Consider the following 15166-nt stretch of genomic DNA (forward strand, 5'->3'; position numbering starts at 1 on the left):
GGCTCAGCCGAGGGAAGGGGGCCTTCACGCGCGGTGCCTCAGGCGTTGAGCGCGGCCTGCAGCTCGATGTCGATCTTGACCTTCTCGGACAGGAAGGCGTTGCCCTCCGGGCCGATGCCGAAGTCGCGACGGTTCACGGTCGCGGTGGCCGAGACGCCGAGGGTGGTGGCGTTGTCGTTGGCCGGGTTGGTGCCGATGCCGTTGAACTCCGCCTCGAGCGAGACCGGGACGGTCTTGCCGCGCCAGGTGAGCTCACCGTCGATGACGTAGTCGCCACCGTCCTCGCGGATGCCGGTGGAGCGGAACGTGATGACCGGGTGCTCGTCGACGTGGAAGAAGTCTTCGGACTTGAGGTGCGTGTCGCGCCCGTCGACACCGCTGGCGACCGACGAGGCGTCGATCTCGACGGTGACCGACGAGTCGAGGATGTTGTCGGCGGTGACGACCTCACCGGTGAAGGCGGTGAAGTTGCCCCGGGACTTCGCCAGGCCGAGGTGCTTCACGGTGTAGGCGATGTCGGAGTGGGCGGTGTCGATCGTCCACTTGCCTGCGACGTAGCCCGGGATCTCGGTGGTGGTCATGAAAGTCGATCTCCAAAAAGTCTGGGTGCGTTCGTGGTGAACCCTCGTCTGGTTGAGCGCTCAACCATGACTGTAGCGCAATTTGGTTGAGCGTTCAACCAGGGGTAGAATGGGTGGCATGTCCGAACCCCGATGGCTCTCCGACGAGGAGCAAAAAGTCTGGCGCGACTTCTCCGCGGCCACGCGCATGCTGCAAGCGCACCTGGAGGGCCAGCTTCAGCACGAGGCGGGCATGCCCCACACCTACTACGAAGTGCTCGTCGCCCTGTCCGAGGCCCCGGACCGGCGGCTGCGGATGAGCGAACTGGCCGACGCGCGCAAGGCGTCGCGCAGCAGGCTCTCCCACGCGGTCGCGCGGCTCGAGGCGAACGGCTGGGTGCGCCGTGAGTCGTGTCCCACGGACAAACGCGGCTCCTGGGCGGTGCTCACTCCCGCGGGTTTCGCCGCGCTGGAGGAGGCCGCGCCCGGGCACGTCGAGGCCGTCCGCGAGAGCCTCTTCGACCCGCTGACCCCCGAACAGGTGAAGGCACTCGGCGAGATCAGCGCCGCCGTCCTGGGGCGGTTGTCGCCGAAATGCGCCGCCGCCGAGGCGGAACTGGCGCTCCGGGAAGAGACCCTCGCGGACCTCGAGGACTCGGCCGAACTGGCCAAAGCGGACTGACCGGAACCCGGTCCGGGGGCGGGCGCGACGACGGGTGTCGGTGCGGGTGGATAGGCTTCGGGCGGCCACCCGACCCTGCTGCTTAGGTGCACCTGAAGAACCGATGCTCAACATTTTCGCGCGCGCCTCCGTTTCCCGCGTCACCGACCCGATGGGGAAGGTGCTCGTGCGCGCCGGTCTGACCCCGAACGCGATGACCGTCATCGGCACGGCCGGGGCGGTGCTGTGCGCACTCGGGTTCTTTCCCAACGACATGCTGCTGTGGGGCACCTTCACCGTCTGGGGCTTCGCGATGCTGGACCTGCTCGACGGCGCGATGGCCCGCGCCCGCGGGTACGGCACGGCGTTCGGGGCCGTCCTCGACGCGACCTGCGACAGGCTGGTCGACGGCGCGTTGTTCGCCGCGATCGCGTGGTGGTGCTTCGTCCACGACGACAACCGCCCGGCCGCGGCCGCCGCGCTGATCTGCCTGGTGCTCGCGCAGGTCATCTCGTACGTCAAGGCCCGCGCCGAGGCCTCCGGGCTGGAGGCGGACGGCGGGCTCGTCGAACGCGCGGAACGCCTGATCATCGCCCTCGTGGGAACCGGACTGCACGGTCTGGGCGTTCCGTACACCGTGGACATCACCCTCTGGCTGCTCGCGGTGCTTTCGGTGATCACCCTGCTGCAGCGGACGGCCGCGGTGGCCAAGGCGGCGAGGGCCGCCAAGGCGGCCGGGCCACCCCCCGCGGAGGGCGGGGCATGAGCGGGTTCTCCCAGCGGCTCAGCGACTTCGGGTACGCGGCGGGCTGGCGGCTCGCGCGCTGGCTGCCGGAGTCGGCGGGCGCGGTGACCTTCGGGCTCGGCGCCGATCTGGCCGTCCGGCGGGACGGCGGCGGCGTCCGCCAGCTGCGCCGCAACCTCGCCAGGGTCGTACCGCAGGCCGACGGTGTCGAACTCGACGAGCTGACCCGCCGCGCGATGCGCTCCTACGCCCGCTACTGGCACGAGATGTTCCGGCTGCCTTCGATGGACCACAAGGAGGTCAGCCGCAAGGTCGCCCAGTCGATCACCGGCGTGGAAAACCTCGACGCCGCCCTCGCCGAGGGCAACGGCGCGGTGATGGCGCTGCCGCACAGCGGGAACTGGGACGCCGCCGGCGTCTGGCTGGCGGACTACCTCGGCGGTTTCACCACGGTCGCGGAGCGCCTGAAACCCGAGTCGCTGTACCAGCGGTTCGTGTCCTACCGGGAATCGCTCGGCTTCGAGATCGTCCCGCTGACCGGCGACAGCTCCGCGATGCGCGTGCTGCTCAAGCGCCTGCGGGAGAACAAGGCGATCTGTCTGGTCGGCGACAGGGATCTGACGAACTCCGGCGTACCGGTGAAGTTCTTCGGCGAGCAGACCCGGATGCCGGGCGGGCCCGCCCGGCTGGCCGCCACCACCGGTGCCGCGCTGATCCCGGCAGGCTGCTGGTTCACCGAGGACGGCTGGCAGATCCGGCTGCACCCGCGGATCCGGGTGACGAACCGGTCCGAGGTCCCGGCGGCCACACAGGCGCTGGCGGACATCTTCGCCGGGGACATCGCGGCGCATCCGGCCGACTGGCACATGATGCAGAAGTTCTGGCTCTCCGACTTCGAAGCCGGGGAACAGGCCGCCCTCGGCGAAGCGAGCTGAGCCGATGGCTCAGGCGCGGGTCATGAAGATCGGGATCGTCTGCCCGTACTCGTTCGACGTACCGGGTGGCGTGCAGGGCCACGTCATCGATCTCGCGAAGGCGCTGCTGGCACGCGGGCATCAGGTCTCCGTCCTCGCTCCGGCGGACGAGGATTCCGACGTCCCGGATTTCGTCGTCCCCGCGGGGAAGGCGCTCGGCATCCCCTACAACGGCTCCGTCGCGCGGCTGCAGTTCGGCCCGGTGTCCTACGCCCGGGTGCGGCGGTGGATCCGCGACGGCGACTTCGACGTCCTGCACCTGCACGAGCCCGCCGCGCCGAGCCTCTCCCTCCTGGCGCTGAAGGTCGCGGACGGCCCGATCGTGGCGACCTTCCACACCGCGACGACGCGTTCGCGCACGCTGGCGGCGTTCCAGCCGGTGCTGCGGCCGCTGCTGGAGAAGATCACCGCCCGGATCGCGGTTTCGGCGCTGGCCCGCCGGGTCCAGGTCGAACACGCCGGCGGCGACGCGGTGGAGGTGCCCAATGGCGTCGACGTCGACTTCTTCTCCCGCGCGCTCCCGCTGGACGGCTACCCGCGCGCGGGCGGCACGGTCGGGTTCGTCGGGCGGTACACCGAGCCCCGCAAGGGGATGGGAGTACTGCTGGAGGCGTTGCGGATGCTGCTGCCGGAGTTCGAGGAGCTGCGCCTGCTGGTCGTCGGCCGTGGCGACGCCGATCAGCTCCGCCGCGAGGCCGGGCCGGAGCTGGCGCCGCATATCGCCCTGCTCGGCCAGGTCGACGACGAGACGAAGGCGCGGGCGCTGCGCAGCGTCGACGTCTACTGCGCGCCGAACACGGGCGGCGAGAGTTTCGGGATGATCCTCACCGAGGCCATGGCGGCGGGCACGCCGGTGCTGGCGAGCGGGCTGGATTCGTTCCGCCGGGTGCTCGACGACGGCAAGGCCGGGATGCTGACCGAGACCGGCGACGCGGCGGCACTCGCCGACGGCCTGCGCGAACTGCTCGGCGACCCGGCCCGGCGGGTGTCGCTGGCGGCGGCCGCGGGGGAGCGGGTCGCGATGTTCGACTGGTCCGTGGTCACCACGCAGGTGCTGCGCGTGTACGAGACCGCGATCGCCGCCGATCCCCGGCGCGTCGGAGCGGGTGAACGCGAGTTCAGCCGATGACGACCTGGGTGTGGATCGGCGGTCTTGTCGCCGTGATCGTCGTGCTGGGCGGGCTTTTCCTGCTCGCGACGGCGAACAGGCTGGACCGGCTGCACGTCCGCACGGACGCGGGCTGGGCGGCGCTCGACGCGGCCCTCGCGCGGCGCGCCGTCGTCGCCAGGGCGGCCGCCGCGATCCTGGGCGACGAGGAGCTGCGCGCGCTGGGCGAGCGGGCCGAGCGGGCGCCGAGGCCGGATCGCGAAGCCGAGGAAAGCGAACTGACGTTGAGGCTGGCGCGCGTCGACCGGTCGGCCCTGCCGGCGCCGCTGGCCGAGGAGCTGACCGACGCCGAGCACCGCGTCGTCATCGCGCGGCGCGTGCACAACGACGCCGTCCGGGACACGCTGCATCTGCGGCGGCGGCGGAAGGTCCGGTACTTCGGACTCGCCGGGACCGCCCGGCTTCCGGAATACTTCGAGATCGCCGAACCCGAGCTGTAGGAGGACGGATCCATGAGCGAGCGGCTGCTGGTGGCGGTGTTCGCGACGCCCGTGGCGTCGTTCCTCCTGCGCTACGGCAAGGATCTCGGCTACAAGGCGGTGCTGTTCGAGCCGGACGGTGCACGGGTGACCGACGACGAGGACGGCTTGGACGCCCTCACGACGGTGCCGGATCTCGGCCCGGACGCCGACGTCGTCGTCACCGATCACGACCGGCCCGAGCTCGGCGAGGTCCTCAAGGCCGTGCTGGAGCGCCCGGCGCGGTGGGTCGGGGTGCTCGGTAATCCGCGCCACGCGGGCCCGCACGTCGCCGCGCTCAAGGCTTTGGACGTCCCCGACGACGAGATCGCGCGGGTCCATCGCCCGGTCGGGCTGAACATCGGCTCACGCACGCCGCCCGAGATCGCCGTCGCCACCCTGGCCGGTCTGCTGGCCGACCGGAACGGGCGGCCGGGCGGCTTCGAGTTTCAGTAGGCCACCGCCCCTTCCGGCATCGGCTCGAACCGGGCGTGCCTGCGGGTGAACGTCGCCGTTCCCGAAGTCAGCGAACGCAGGTCGATCGCATAGCGGAGGAGCTCGACCGCGGGGACCTCGGCGCGGATGACCGTGCGGCCGCCTTCACCCGATTCGGTGCCGAGCACGCGGCCACGCCGGGACGAGAGATCACCCAGCACGGTGCCCAGGTGTTCGTCCGGAAGCCGCACCGCCACCTCTTCGAGCGGTTCGAGCAGCGCGATCTTGCCCGCCGCGGCGGCCTCCTTCAGCGCCAGCGCCCCCGCCGTCTGGAACGCGGCGTCCGACGAGTCGACGCTGTGCGCCTTGCCGTCGACGAGCGTCACCCGGATGTCGATCAGCGGATGGCCGTCGACGATCCCGCGCTGTGCCTGCGCCCGGACTCCCTTCTCGACGCTCGGGATGAACTGGTGCGGCACCGAGCCGCCGACGACCTTGTCCACGAACTCGAAGCCCGACCCCCTCGGCAGCGGCTGGACCTCGATGTCGCAGACGGCGAACTGGCCGTGCCCGCCGGACTGCTTGACATGCCGTCCGTGGCCCCGGCCCGGCCCGGCGAAGGTCGAACGCAGGCTGATGCGGACGGGCTCGGTGTCCACGTCGGCGCCTCCCGCACGCAGCCGTGACAGCACGACGTCGGCGTGGGCCTCGCCCATGCACCACAGGACGAGCTGGTTGGTCTCGGCGTTGCGGTCCAGCCGGAGTGTCGGATCGCCCGCGACGAGCCGGGAAAGGTTGCGCGCCAAGGTGTCTTCGTCGCTGCGCGTCTTCGCGACGACGGCGACCGGCAGCAGTGGTTCCGGCATCGCCCACGGCTTCATGATCAGCGGATCGTCCGGTGAGGAAACGGTGTCACCGGTCTCCGCCGAGCCGACCTTGGTGAGGGCGCAGAGGTCGCCAGCGACGCAGTACGGGACTTCGCGGAGGTTCGCCCCGAGCGGCGAGTACAGATGCGCGACCCGTTCGTCGGCGTCGTGATCCTCGTGTCCGCGTTCGGCGAGGCCGTGGCCCGAGACGTGTACCGGCCGTTCGGGGCGGAGCGTCCCGGAGAAGACCCGCACCAGGGACACCCTGCCGACGTAGGAGTCGACAGCGGTCCGGACCACCTCCGCCGCCAGCGGGCCGTCGGGATCGGCGCGGAGCCCGGCATGCGGTTCGCCGGTGGGGGAGGTGACCTCCGGCGGGACGTGCTCCAGCGGCGAGGGGAAGGCGCGCACGATCCCGTCGAGCACTTCGGCGAGCCCCACCCCGGTCGTCGAACACACCGGGATCACCGGATGGAAGGACCCGCGGGCGACGGCGGTCTCGAGGTCGGCGATCAGCGTGTCCTCGGCGATCTCCTCGCCGGCGAGGTACCGGTCCATCAGGGACTCGTCCTCGCTCTCGGCGATGACCCCTTCGATGAGTTCGTTACGGGCCTCGGTCATCCGGGCGAGATCGGCCTCGTCCGGCTCGCCGACCCGAGGTGGGAAGCCGTTCGAATAGTCGAAGTAGCGGCGCGTGATGAGCCCGACGAGCCCGTCGCGCGCGGGCAGGTACAGCGGCAGGACTCCGGCGCCGAAAGCCTCCTGACAGGCCGCGATCTCGCCGTCGGGGTCGGCGCGGTGATGGTCCAGCCGGGAGACGACCACCGCCCTCGGCATGCCGACGGCGGCGCATTCCTCCCAGACCGCGATCGTGGCCGCGTCGACGCCTTCCGCCGCGCAGACCACGAACAGCGCCGCGTCGGCGGCGCGGAGCCCGGCGCGCAGTTCGCCGACGAAATCGGCGTACCCCGGGGTGTCGATGAGGTTGATCTTGTGGCCCTGATGCAGCACCGGGGCGACCGAGAGACCGACCGACCGCTGCTGCCGGACCGCGGCGGGGTCGTGGTCGCATACCGTGGTGCCCTCGACCACCGAGCCCGCCCTGGTCACCGTGCCGGACGCGGCGAGCAGCGCTTCGGCGAGCGTCGTCTTGCCTGATCCCGACGGGCCGACCAGGACGACGTTGCGGACCTTCGCCGGGTCGTCCACAGCGACGGCGGCCCCGGAGTCTCCGTTCTTGCTCTGTTTGTCGGCCATGCCGGTCTCCTCACCACACGATGCCGCGTACAGGTGTGTCCTCGATCACACACCCGCGACGGGCGTCGCGGCAAGGCGACCGGCGAGGGAACCCCCGAATGTCGACCCGCCGTTATGCTCGATGGCGGACACCCGGAGGCGGATCCGACGGTGGGGGATGAGCGATGGAGCTCGACAGGCGAACCGTGTTGCGGCTGGCGGGGGCGGTCCCGGTGATGGCGGCGGTGCCCGCGGGGATCCCCGGTGGCGGTGGTCCGTGGGAACGGTTGCGCGCCCGGTTGACCGGTGAGCTGTTCCGGCCCGGCGACCCGGGGTACGACGAAAAGAGGCTCGGGTTCTTCAGCCTCTACGACCATCGGCTGCCCGCCGGTGTCGCGGTCTGCGCGACCGAGGACGACGTCCGGCACTGCGTCGATTTCGCGGCCAGGCAGCGGATTCCGATCGCGGCCCGCTCGGGCGGGCACAGCTACGCCGGATATTCCATTGTGGACAAAGGGCTGGTCGTCGATCTTTCCCGGCTGAACGCGGTCCGGATCCTGCCCGGTGGCCGGGCGGAGATCGGGGCGGGCGCGCAGCTCGGCCAGGTGTACGAGGCCTTGGCCGCGGCGGGCCGCGCGCTGCCCGCCGGCAGTTGTCCCCAGGTCGGTATCGCCGGGCTGACCCTCGGCGGCGGGATCGGGGTCCTGGGCCGGAAGTACGGCCTGACCTGCGACAACGTCGAGTCCGTTCGCTTTGTCGGCGCGGACGCGAAGGCGCGCCTGGTGTCGGAGGAGACGGCGCCGGACCTGCTGTGGGCGTTGCGCGGCGGTGGCGGGGGCAACTTCGGCGTCGTCACGTCGTTCACCTTCCGGACGGCGGCGGCCAGGACGCTGGCGAACTTCAGCCTGGTCTTCCCGCCCGCCGCGCTGGCCGCGCTGGTCGCGGCCTGGCAGGAGTGGCAGCCCGCGATGCCGGACGAACTGTGGGCCGGGATGGGGCTCGGCGCGACGGCCGCGAACTGCGGCGGCTGCTTCGTGGGCACCGCCGCGCAGGTGAATCCGTTGCTGGACGATCTGGTCCGCCGCGTCGGTGTTCAGCCGACCGAACGCGTGGTGACCGAGCAGGGTCACCTGGCCGCGATGCGGACCTTCGCCGAGGAAGCCGAGTTCCCCGCCGCGGTCGCGCAGCGAGGTGAGTACGTGGCCACTTCGCGGATGCTGACCCATCCGGTGCCCGACCCCGACGCGCTCGCCGCGTTGCTGAGCAGCGATCCGCAGCTGTACTCGATCGTGGACGCGTACGGCGGCGCGATCGCGCGGGTGCCGTCGAGCGAGTCGTGCTTCCCGCACCGGTCCGCGCTAGGCAGTGTCCAGATCATCCGCGGCCTGGACGGCGGCGAGGCGTACGCGCGCCAGGTGATCGGCCGGGTCCGTGACGAGCTCGGCCGGGAATACGGGCAGGCCGGGTACGTCAACTACATCGACCCGGAGATGCCCGAGTGGGCGAAGGCGTACTACGGCGACAGCCTGCCGCGCCTGCGGCGGGTGGCCCGGAAGTACGACCCGGACGGCCTGTTCGCCTTCGAGCAGGGCCTCGCCCGCTGACGGAACGCGGGGGAGAGGTGCGGGCCAGATCACCCAGTGGACTGCTGAAATCGCCGCGAACTGGCCTGCTTCAGAGGTCCAAAAGCGGCCTACCCTCGGAGGTGTCACCCCACCTCGCGCGCTTTCCGAAAGGTCCAGCAGTGTCTGACGACTCCACGAACACGGCCACCACCTCGCTCACCGGCACCGCCCGGGTCAAGCGCGGGATGGCGGAGATGCTCAAGGGCGGTGTGATCATGGACGTGGTCACCGCCGAACAGGCGAAGATCGCCGAGGACGCCGGCGCGGTCGCGGTGATGGCGCTCGAGCGGGTCCCCGCGGACATCCGCGCGCAGGGCGGCGTCGCCCGGATGAGCGACCCGGACCTGATCGACGGCATCATCGAGGCCGTTTCGATCCCCGTCATGGCGAAGGCCCGCATCGGCCACTTCGTCGAGGCGCAGCTGCTTCAGTCGCTCGGCGTCGACTACATCGACGAGTCCGAGGTGCTGACCCCGGCCGACTACGAGAACCACATCGACAAGTGGGCCTTCACCGTGCCCTTCGTCTGTGGTGCGACCAACCTCGGCGAGGCGCTGCGCCGGATCAACGAGGGCGCGGCGATGATCCGCTCCAAGGGCGAGGCCGGCACCGGCGACGTCTCGAACGCGACCACGCACATGCGCAAGATCCGCGCGGAGCTGCGCCGCCTTTCCTCGCTCCCCGAGGACGAGCTTTACGTTGCGGCGAAGGAACTCCAGGCCCCGTACGACCTCGTCAAGGAGGTCGCGGAGAAGGGCAAGCTCCCCGTCGTGCTGTTCACCGCCGGTGGTATCGCGACCCCGGCCGACGCCGCGATGATGATGCAGCTGGGCGCCGAAGGCGTGTTCGTCGGCTCCGGCATCTTCAAGTCCGGCAACCCGGCGCAGCGTGCCGAGGCGATCGTCAAGGCCACCACCTTCCACGACGACCCGGACGTCATCGCGAAGGTTTCGCGCGGCCTCGGCGAAGCGATGGTCGGCATCAACGTCGACGACGTTCCGGAGCCGCACCGTCTTTCCGAGCGCGGCTGGTAAGCCGACTCGACCGCGGACACGGCCCGGCGCTCATCGATGAGCGCCGGGCCGTTTCCTGTGGATAGCAAGAAAGGGGAGCGTTCGCCGACGAGCGGGCCAGGGCGGGTTGCCAAACCCTTGGTCAAGAAGGCAGGCGAGCAATGCGAGTGACCGGGCAGAACTTGCCAGAAGTCTTGGTGGTAGCGCGAAGCTTCTGTTGACAGACTTGCCAAAGGTTGCCATGCTGGCGCTGTTCGTTGTCACGGCCGCATTGGAAGTGCTACGTGATCACTTCTCGACCTCTCAGCTCGCGCGCCACCGAAGAAGAAACCACGGAAATCCTCCGTTCCACGACGGGTTGGCGTCCCGGCACCGTCGAGTGCCTTGTCGCGGCGCTCCGCGAGTTCGGGCCGGGAATCGACGATCCCGCCGTCCACGAGCCGCAGACCGGCATCTCGCCGGTGGCCCAGCCAGGTGTGGTCGCCTTCCGGGAGCTGGTGCTCCGGGCTTTTCCGGACACTGGCAGCCTCGGCATCCTCCGGCCCGCGCACGTTCCGGGACGCAGCGAGCACAAGGAGGGCCGGGCATGGGACTGGAAGGTCTGCCGTGACACCCAGGGCGAGCAGGCGGAGGAACTGCTGTCGTGGCTGCTGGCCACCGACCGGCACGGCAACGCGTTCGCGGCCGCCCGCCGGTTCGGGATCATGTACCTGATCTGGGATTCCCGGATCTGGGGCGCCTACGCGGCCGCACAGGGGTGGCGCCCGTACACCGGGCCGCACCCGCACACCGACCACGTCCACATCTCGTTCAGCCGCCGCGGCGCACGGGGGGAGACCTCGTGGTGGCGCCGGTTCGGCCTGGACATCATCGCGGATCCGGCTGCCAAGGAGGCACTGTGAAGACCACTCGTCCCGAATCGGTCCCACTTCCCCCGTCCGCCCCGGTGCAGCCGACCGAACGGACCCTGCACGGCGAGACGGTCGTCGACGCCTTCGGGTGGATGCGGGACCACGCCGATCCCCGCCTGCGCGAATACCTGGTGCGCGAACGCGAGTACTTCGACGGTTACGCGCGGGAGATCGGTCCGCTCATCGACGAACTGGTCGCGGGAGCGGGCAGGCGCAAGGTCGGCGAGCGGCCTTTCAGCTGGCGGCTGGGTGATCACGAGTACTCCACCCGGCTCGCGGACGAGGGCGGGCGCTACACCCGCTACGTGCGCAGGGAGCTGAGCGAGGACGGGGAACCGGAAGTGGTGCTGGACCTCGGTGACCTCGCCAAGGGCCACGACTTCACCCGTATCGGCCTCTTCGAACCCAGCCCGGACGGCCGCTGGCTGGCCTACTCGGTCGATCACGTCGGCTACGAGTCCTACGAGCTCCGGTTCCGGGATCTGGCCACCGGCACCGATCTGCCGCGCACCAGGCAGGAGACGTACTACACCGGCGCCTGGGACGCGTCCTCGTCGACGTTCGTCTACGTGGTCCACGACGCCGCCATGCGGCCGTACCGGGTACTGGCACACGACCTCACCGCGGACCCCGGCGTACCCGACGCCGTCCTGTGGAACGAGGAGGACGAGCATTTCACCACGACCGTCCGCACCACGCGCACCCATGACTGGCTCGTCATCACCAACCAGAGCCGGACCACGACCGAAGAACTCCTGCTCCCCACGGACGATTTCACCGCCACGCCACGGCCGGTCATGCCGCGGCGTCACGGCCGGGTGTACTTCGCCGACCACCAGCGGACGACCAGGGAGGACCGGCTGGTCGCACTCGTCGCGGAAGGCCGCGAGGAACGGCGGCTGGTCGGGCTCCCGCTCGCCGAGCTGGAAACGCAGCAATGGCGGGAAATCCTCGACCGCCGGGCGGACACGGCCTGGCAGCGGCTCGACGTGTTCGCCGCCGGACTGCTGCTCAGCGGGCACCGGCGGGGGACCACGGTGTTCACCTTGCTCGGTCCCGACGGCGCCACCCGCGATGTCACGCCGGCCAGCCCCGGCGGCTGTCTGATCTTCGAAGGCAGGAGGGACGCGCTCCGGGTCCAGATGGACCAGCGGACCACGTACGAGGCCGACGACGTCGTGCTGACCGAGCACACGTTGTCCGGGCCTCCGCGCTACCGGCGTCTCTCCCTGCGCACCGGCGCCTGCGACACGCTCGACGAGGTCGCCGTCGCGGGGTTCGACCCCGGCGACTACCGCACCCGGAAGCTGTTCGCGGAGTCGGCGGACGGCACCGCGATACCGGTCACGATCGCCCACCGGGCCGAGGTGCGGCCGGACGGCGGCAACCCCGCGGTCGTCTTCTGTTACGGCGCCTACGAACGGCCATGGGAACCGGTTTTCTCCCAGGAAGTGCTCAGTCTCCTGGACCGAGGCTTCGTCTACGCGATCGCGCACGTCCGCGGTGGTGGGGAGCTGGGCCGGTGCGGCTGGTTCGACGGGAGCATGCTGGCGACGCCCCAGTCGTTCCGCGACCTGGCCGCGGCCCGTGACCACCTGGTCGCGACCGGCTGGGCCCATGCCGGCGGGGTCGTCGCCCACGGCAGTTGCGCCGGCGGTGTGGCGGTCGGGCAGGCCTACACCGACACACCGGGCAAATGGGCGGGTGTCGTCGCCGAGGCGCCCGCGTGCGACCTGCTCAACGCCATGCTGGACGAGAAGCTCCCTCTCACGGTGAACGAGTGGGAGGAATGGGGCGATCCACGGGATCCGGCCATCTACCGGAGCATGCGTGAGTACGTCGCCTACGAAAACGTCTCCGATCTGCCGCGGCCGCCGCTGCTGGTGACCGCGTACGCCAACGATCCCCGGGTGCTGGTGCACGAGCCCGCGCGGTGGACGGCGGCGTTGCGGCAGGCGGACACCCACGGGAACACGATCCTGCTGCGCACCGAACTGGGCGACGGAGGCCACCACGGGCCGTCCGGGCCCGCACAAGTGGCCCGCGCGGCCGCGGAGATCACCGCGTTCGTGGTCGAGTCCGCGACCAGGGGAATGGCGGCGGGGGTGGACGACCGGGTCCAGGGAACGACAGCGTGACGAAGGGGCGGGGGTTTCCCGCTCGGTTGGCCGCGCTCCGGGACGAGCTGACCGCCTCCGGCGGCGGGTACCTGCTCGGCGCGACGCTCGCCCAGTCGGTCGGCCAGGGTGCCGCGATGGCCTGCAACGCGGTGTTCTTCGTCCATATCGTCGGGCTGGCTCCCGGGGAGGTCGGGGCGGTGCAGAGCGCCGCGGCGCTGACGTCGATGGCGCTGGCGGTGGTGATCGGGCCGATCGTGGACCGTACCGGGGCGCGGGCCGTCGCGTTCCGCCTCGGGCTGTCGATGGCCGGGGCGGTGGCCGCCTACGCGCTCGTCTTCGACCTCCTCGGCTTCGTCCTGGTGCATCTGCTGGTGGCGGCCTTGCGCACGGGGCGTCAAATAGGCGAGAACGCCCTGATCGGCCAGCTGGTCGATGCCCGCACGAAATTCCGCGCGTACCAGCGATCCGTGCAGAACATCGGATTCTCACTGGGAACGGCCGCCGCGGCGATCCCGCTCTATCTGGACACGAGGGCCGCCTACCTGGTGGTGATCTTCCTCAACGCCGCCGTGATCACCGTCGGCGCCTTGCTCCTTCGCGCGGTCCCCGGTGCGCCGGTGTCCGTCCCACGCCGGGCCAGGACGGCGTGGCGGGCCATCCGTGACCGCCGGTACGTCGCCGTCGGCCTGCTGTGCGGGCTGATGGAGATCCGCGACAGCGTGCTCACCGTGGGCCTGCCGCTGTGGGTGGTCTCGCATACCGACGCGCCGAAGCCGGTCGTCGCGGCGCTGCTGTTCGTGAACACGGCTTTGGTGATCACCCTGCAGGTGCGGGCTTCGAGGGGAGCGGCCACCGTGGGCGGCGCGGCCCGCGTCCTGTGTGCCGGCGGGGCCGCCCTCGCCGTCGGCTGCGTGCTGTTCGGGCTGGCCGGGGGGACCGGTGGGCTGTGGACCGTCGCCGTACTGGTGGCCGGAGCGGTGGTACTGACCTTCGGTGAGATGTGGACCTCGGCGAGCAGTTGGACGCTGAGCTATGACCTGGCCGACGCGGGCGCGCACGGCCAGTACCAGGGCGTGTTCGAGATGACCTCGGGCATCGGAGTGCTGGCCGGGCCGATCCTGTGCACCACCGTCGCCCTGTCCTTCGGGTTCTGGGGCTGGGCCGGGATCGGTGCCGGTTTCGTGATCGTGGGTCTCGCCGCGCGCCGCCTCGCCGGCCGCGGCGGGCCGGGCGTGCACCAGCCGGTGCCCGCCGGAACCGGATGAGGAGCCGAAATGGACAAGCTGGGCCGTATCGCCGTGCTCGCCGACGACGAGATCGTCCCCGAGCCGTCAAAGACCCTGGTCGCGATTCTGCGGTATCGCTCCGACCGGGTCGTCGCGGTCATCGATCGGACCACCGCGGGTAAGGACGCGGCCACCGTCGCCGGTTTCCCCGGAGAGCTGGGCATCCCGGTGGTACCGGACGTGCGGGCGGCGCTCGACGCGCACCGTCCCGACGCGGTGCTGCTGGCCGACGAGCCGGTCGGAGCGGCACTGCAGTCGTATTGGCGGGACCAGGTCCGGGTCGCGCTGGAGGCCGGGGTGGACGTCGTCAGCGGCCTGCACTTCCTGATCTCCGACGACCCGGAGCTCAGCGCCGTCGCCCGGCGCACCGGGGCGAAGATCCATGACCTGCGCAAGCCGCCTGCCGAGAAATACCTCACCCCGTTCGACGCCGAGGGCAGGCCGGTCCTGCACTTCCGTGACCACCGGCCCGGCAGCCGCACCGTGCTCGCGGTCGGCACCGACTGCTCCAGCGGCAAGATGACGACGATGCTCGAACTGGAGCGGGCACTGCGCGAAGGCGGGACGGACGCCTCGTTCCTGGCCACCGGTCAGGTCGGGATGATGATCTCCGGTGGCGGCGTCGCCGTCGACGGCCTGATCTCCGACTTCCTCAACAGCACCGTCGAGGACGTCGTGTTCCACGCCACTCAGGAGCACGACGTCGTCCTGGTGGAAGGCCAGGGCGCGCTCAACCACCCTCGCTACTCCGCCGTCACACTCGGGCTGTTGCACGGCACGCGGCCGGACGCGATGGTGCTGTGCCACGACCTGCGGCGTACCGGGCTCGGCCTGCTGCCAGGGGTCGCGTTGCCCTCGATGCGACGGGCCATCGAGATCAACGAACAAGCGGCCAGGTGGGCCGATCCGGAGCGGGCCCCCAGGGTGGCCGGACTGTCGGTGGTCACCGCGGGACTCGACGACGGTGAGGCCCGTGCGGCCTTGAGGCGGTTGACGGACGAGACCGGCCTGCCCGCGACGGACGTGCTGCGGTACGGCGTCGACGCCTTGCTGCCCGCCGTCCTGCCTGGTCTGGTCGGTTCGGTTTCCTGACGCTGGAGGGGAAATG

The 15166-nt window shown here is 70.8% G+C and carries 14 protein-coding genes; 12 read left to right on the forward strand and 2 right to left on the reverse strand.

Going from position 1 to position 15166, the window contains the following annotated elements; all coding sequences use genetic code 11:
- Positions 1–38: 38 nt before the first annotated feature.
- The gene (locus tag NQK81_RS43650) at positions 39–581 is read right to left on the reverse strand and encodes a YceI family protein (protein WP_034307837.1); all 543 of its coding nucleotides are present in this window, start codon (positions 579–581) and stop codon (positions 39–41) included.
- A 118-nt stretch (positions 582–699) separates the two neighbouring features.
- Between NQK81_RS43650 and NQK81_RS43655 the strand changes: the two genes are divergently transcribed.
- The 6 genes from NQK81_RS43655 to NQK81_RS43680 all read left to right on the forward strand — a co-directional run bounded on the left by NQK81_RS43655 (position 700) and on the right by NQK81_RS43680 (position 5022).
- Positions 700–1242: a MarR family winged helix-turn-helix transcriptional regulator gene (locus tag NQK81_RS43655; RefSeq protein WP_257486184.1), complete on the forward strand. Its 543-nt coding sequence runs from the start codon at positions 700–702 to the stop codon at positions 1240–1242.
- 103 nt (positions 1243–1345) lie between these two features.
- The gene (gene pgsA / locus NQK81_RS43660; RefSeq protein ID WP_257486185.1) at positions 1346–1987 is read left to right on the forward strand and encodes a phosphatidylinositol phosphate synthase; all 642 of its coding nucleotides are present in this window, start codon (positions 1346–1348) and stop codon (positions 1985–1987) included.
- Positions 1984–2901 (forward strand): phosphatidylinositol mannoside acyltransferase, encoded by a 918-nt coding sequence (locus NQK81_RS43665; protein ID WP_034307832.1) that lies wholly within the window; start codon positions 1984–1986, stop codon positions 2899–2901. The genes pgsA and NQK81_RS43665 overlap by 4 nt, the downstream gene beginning before the upstream one ends.
- A gap of 22 nt (positions 2902–2923) precedes the next feature.
- A complete protein-coding gene (locus NQK81_RS43670; RefSeq protein WP_126734628.1) occupies positions 2924–4069 on the forward strand; it encodes a glycosyltransferase family 4 protein in 1146 nt (381 codons plus the stop codon).
- Complete coding sequence (locus NQK81_RS43675) at positions 4066–4548, forward strand: NUDIX hydrolase (protein ID WP_257486186.1); 483 nt, start codon at positions 4066–4068, stop codon at positions 4546–4548. The genes NQK81_RS43670 and NQK81_RS43675 overlap by 4 nt, the downstream gene beginning before the upstream one ends.
- 12 nt (positions 4549–4560) lie before the next feature.
- A complete protein-coding gene (locus NQK81_RS43680; RefSeq protein ID WP_257486187.1) occupies positions 4561–5022 on the forward strand; it encodes an XdhC family protein in 462 nt (153 codons plus the stop codon).
- Here the strand turns inward: NQK81_RS43680 and NQK81_RS43685 are convergent.
- A complete protein-coding gene (locus tag NQK81_RS43685) occupies positions 5016–7124 on the reverse strand; it encodes an elongation factor G-like protein EF-G2 (protein WP_257486188.1) in 2109 nt (702 codons plus the stop codon). The genes NQK81_RS43680 and NQK81_RS43685 overlap by 7 nt on opposite strands.
- Before the next feature lie 164 nt (positions 7125–7288).
- On the opposite strand from NQK81_RS43685, the gene NQK81_RS43690 reads away from it, so the two are divergent.
- From NQK81_RS43690 to NQK81_RS43715, 6 genes are all read left to right on the forward strand, one after another.
- On the forward strand, positions 7289–8707 hold the full coding sequence (locus NQK81_RS43690) for an FAD-binding oxidoreductase (protein ID WP_257486189.1): 1419 nt from the start codon (positions 7289–7291) through the stop codon (positions 8705–8707).
- 206 nt (positions 8708–8913) lie between these two features.
- Positions 8914–9762 (forward strand): pyridoxal 5'-phosphate synthase lyase subunit PdxS, encoded by an 849-nt coding sequence (gene pdxS / locus NQK81_RS43695; protein WP_225949134.1) that lies wholly within the window; start codon positions 8914–8916, stop codon positions 9760–9762.
- 263 nt (positions 9763–10025) lie between these two features.
- Positions 10026–10643 (forward strand): VldE C-terminal domain-containing protein, encoded by a 618-nt coding sequence (locus NQK81_RS43700; RefSeq protein ID WP_257486190.1) that lies wholly within the window; start codon positions 10026–10028, stop codon positions 10641–10643.
- Positions 10640–12790: a prolyl oligopeptidase family serine peptidase gene (locus tag NQK81_RS43705; RefSeq protein ID WP_257486191.1), complete on the forward strand. Its 2151-nt coding sequence runs from the start codon at positions 10640–10642 to the stop codon at positions 12788–12790. The genes NQK81_RS43700 and NQK81_RS43705 overlap by 4 nt, the downstream gene beginning before the upstream one ends.
- The gene (locus NQK81_RS43710) at positions 12787–14037 is read left to right on the forward strand and encodes an MFS transporter (RefSeq protein WP_257486192.1); all 1251 of its coding nucleotides are present in this window, start codon (positions 12787–12789) and stop codon (positions 14035–14037) included. The genes NQK81_RS43705 and NQK81_RS43710 overlap by 4 nt, the downstream gene beginning before the upstream one ends.
- Before the next feature lie 9 nt (positions 14038–14046).
- Complete coding sequence (locus NQK81_RS43715; RefSeq protein ID WP_257486193.1) at positions 14047–15150, forward strand: N-acetyltransferase DgcN family protein; 1104 nt, start codon at positions 14047–14049, stop codon at positions 15148–15150.
- The last annotated feature ends 16 nt before the right edge of the window (positions 15151–15166 follow it).

The sequence above is a fragment of the Amycolatopsis roodepoortensis genome (assembly GCF_024628825.1).
GTDB classification, from domain to species: domain Bacteria; phylum Actinomycetota; class Actinomycetes; order Mycobacteriales; family Pseudonocardiaceae; genus Amycolatopsis; species Amycolatopsis roodepoortensis.

Coding starts and splice junctions, on each gene's coding strand:
- NQK81_RS43650 (WP_034307837.1), bottom strand. CDS start 581: ATGACCACCACCGAGATCCCGGGCTACGTCGCAGGCAAGTGGACGATC.
- NQK81_RS43655 (WP_257486184.1), top strand. CDS start 700: ATGTCCGAACCCCGATGGCTCTCCGACGAGGAGCAAAAAGTCTGGCGC.
- pgsA (WP_257486185.1), top strand. CDS start 1,346: ATGCTCAACATTTTCGCGCGCGCCTCCGTTTCCCGCGTCACCGACCCG.
- NQK81_RS43665 (WP_034307832.1), top strand. CDS start 1,984: ATGAGCGGGTTCTCCCAGCGGCTCAGCGACTTCGGGTACGCGGCGGGC.
- NQK81_RS43670 (WP_126734628.1), top strand. CDS start 2,924: ATGAAGATCGGGATCGTCTGCCCGTACTCGTTCGACGTACCGGGTGGC.
- NQK81_RS43675 (WP_257486186.1), top strand. CDS start 4,066: ATGACGACCTGGGTGTGGATCGGCGGTCTTGTCGCCGTGATCGTCGTG.
- NQK81_RS43680 (WP_257486187.1), top strand. CDS start 4,561: ATGAGCGAGCGGCTGCTGGTGGCGGTGTTCGCGACGCCCGTGGCGTCG.
- NQK81_RS43685 (WP_257486188.1), bottom strand. CDS start 7,124: ATGGCCGACAAACAGAGCAAGAACGGAGACTCCGGGGCCGCCGTCGCT.
- NQK81_RS43690 (WP_257486189.1), top strand. CDS start 7,289: ATGGAGCTCGACAGGCGAACCGTGTTGCGGCTGGCGGGGGCGGTCCCG.
- pdxS (WP_225949134.1), top strand. CDS start 8,914: ATGGCGGAGATGCTCAAGGGCGGTGTGATCATGGACGTGGTCACCGCC.
- NQK81_RS43715 (WP_257486193.1), top strand. CDS start 14,047: ATGGACAAGCTGGGCCGTATCGCCGTGCTCGCCGACGACGAGATCGTC.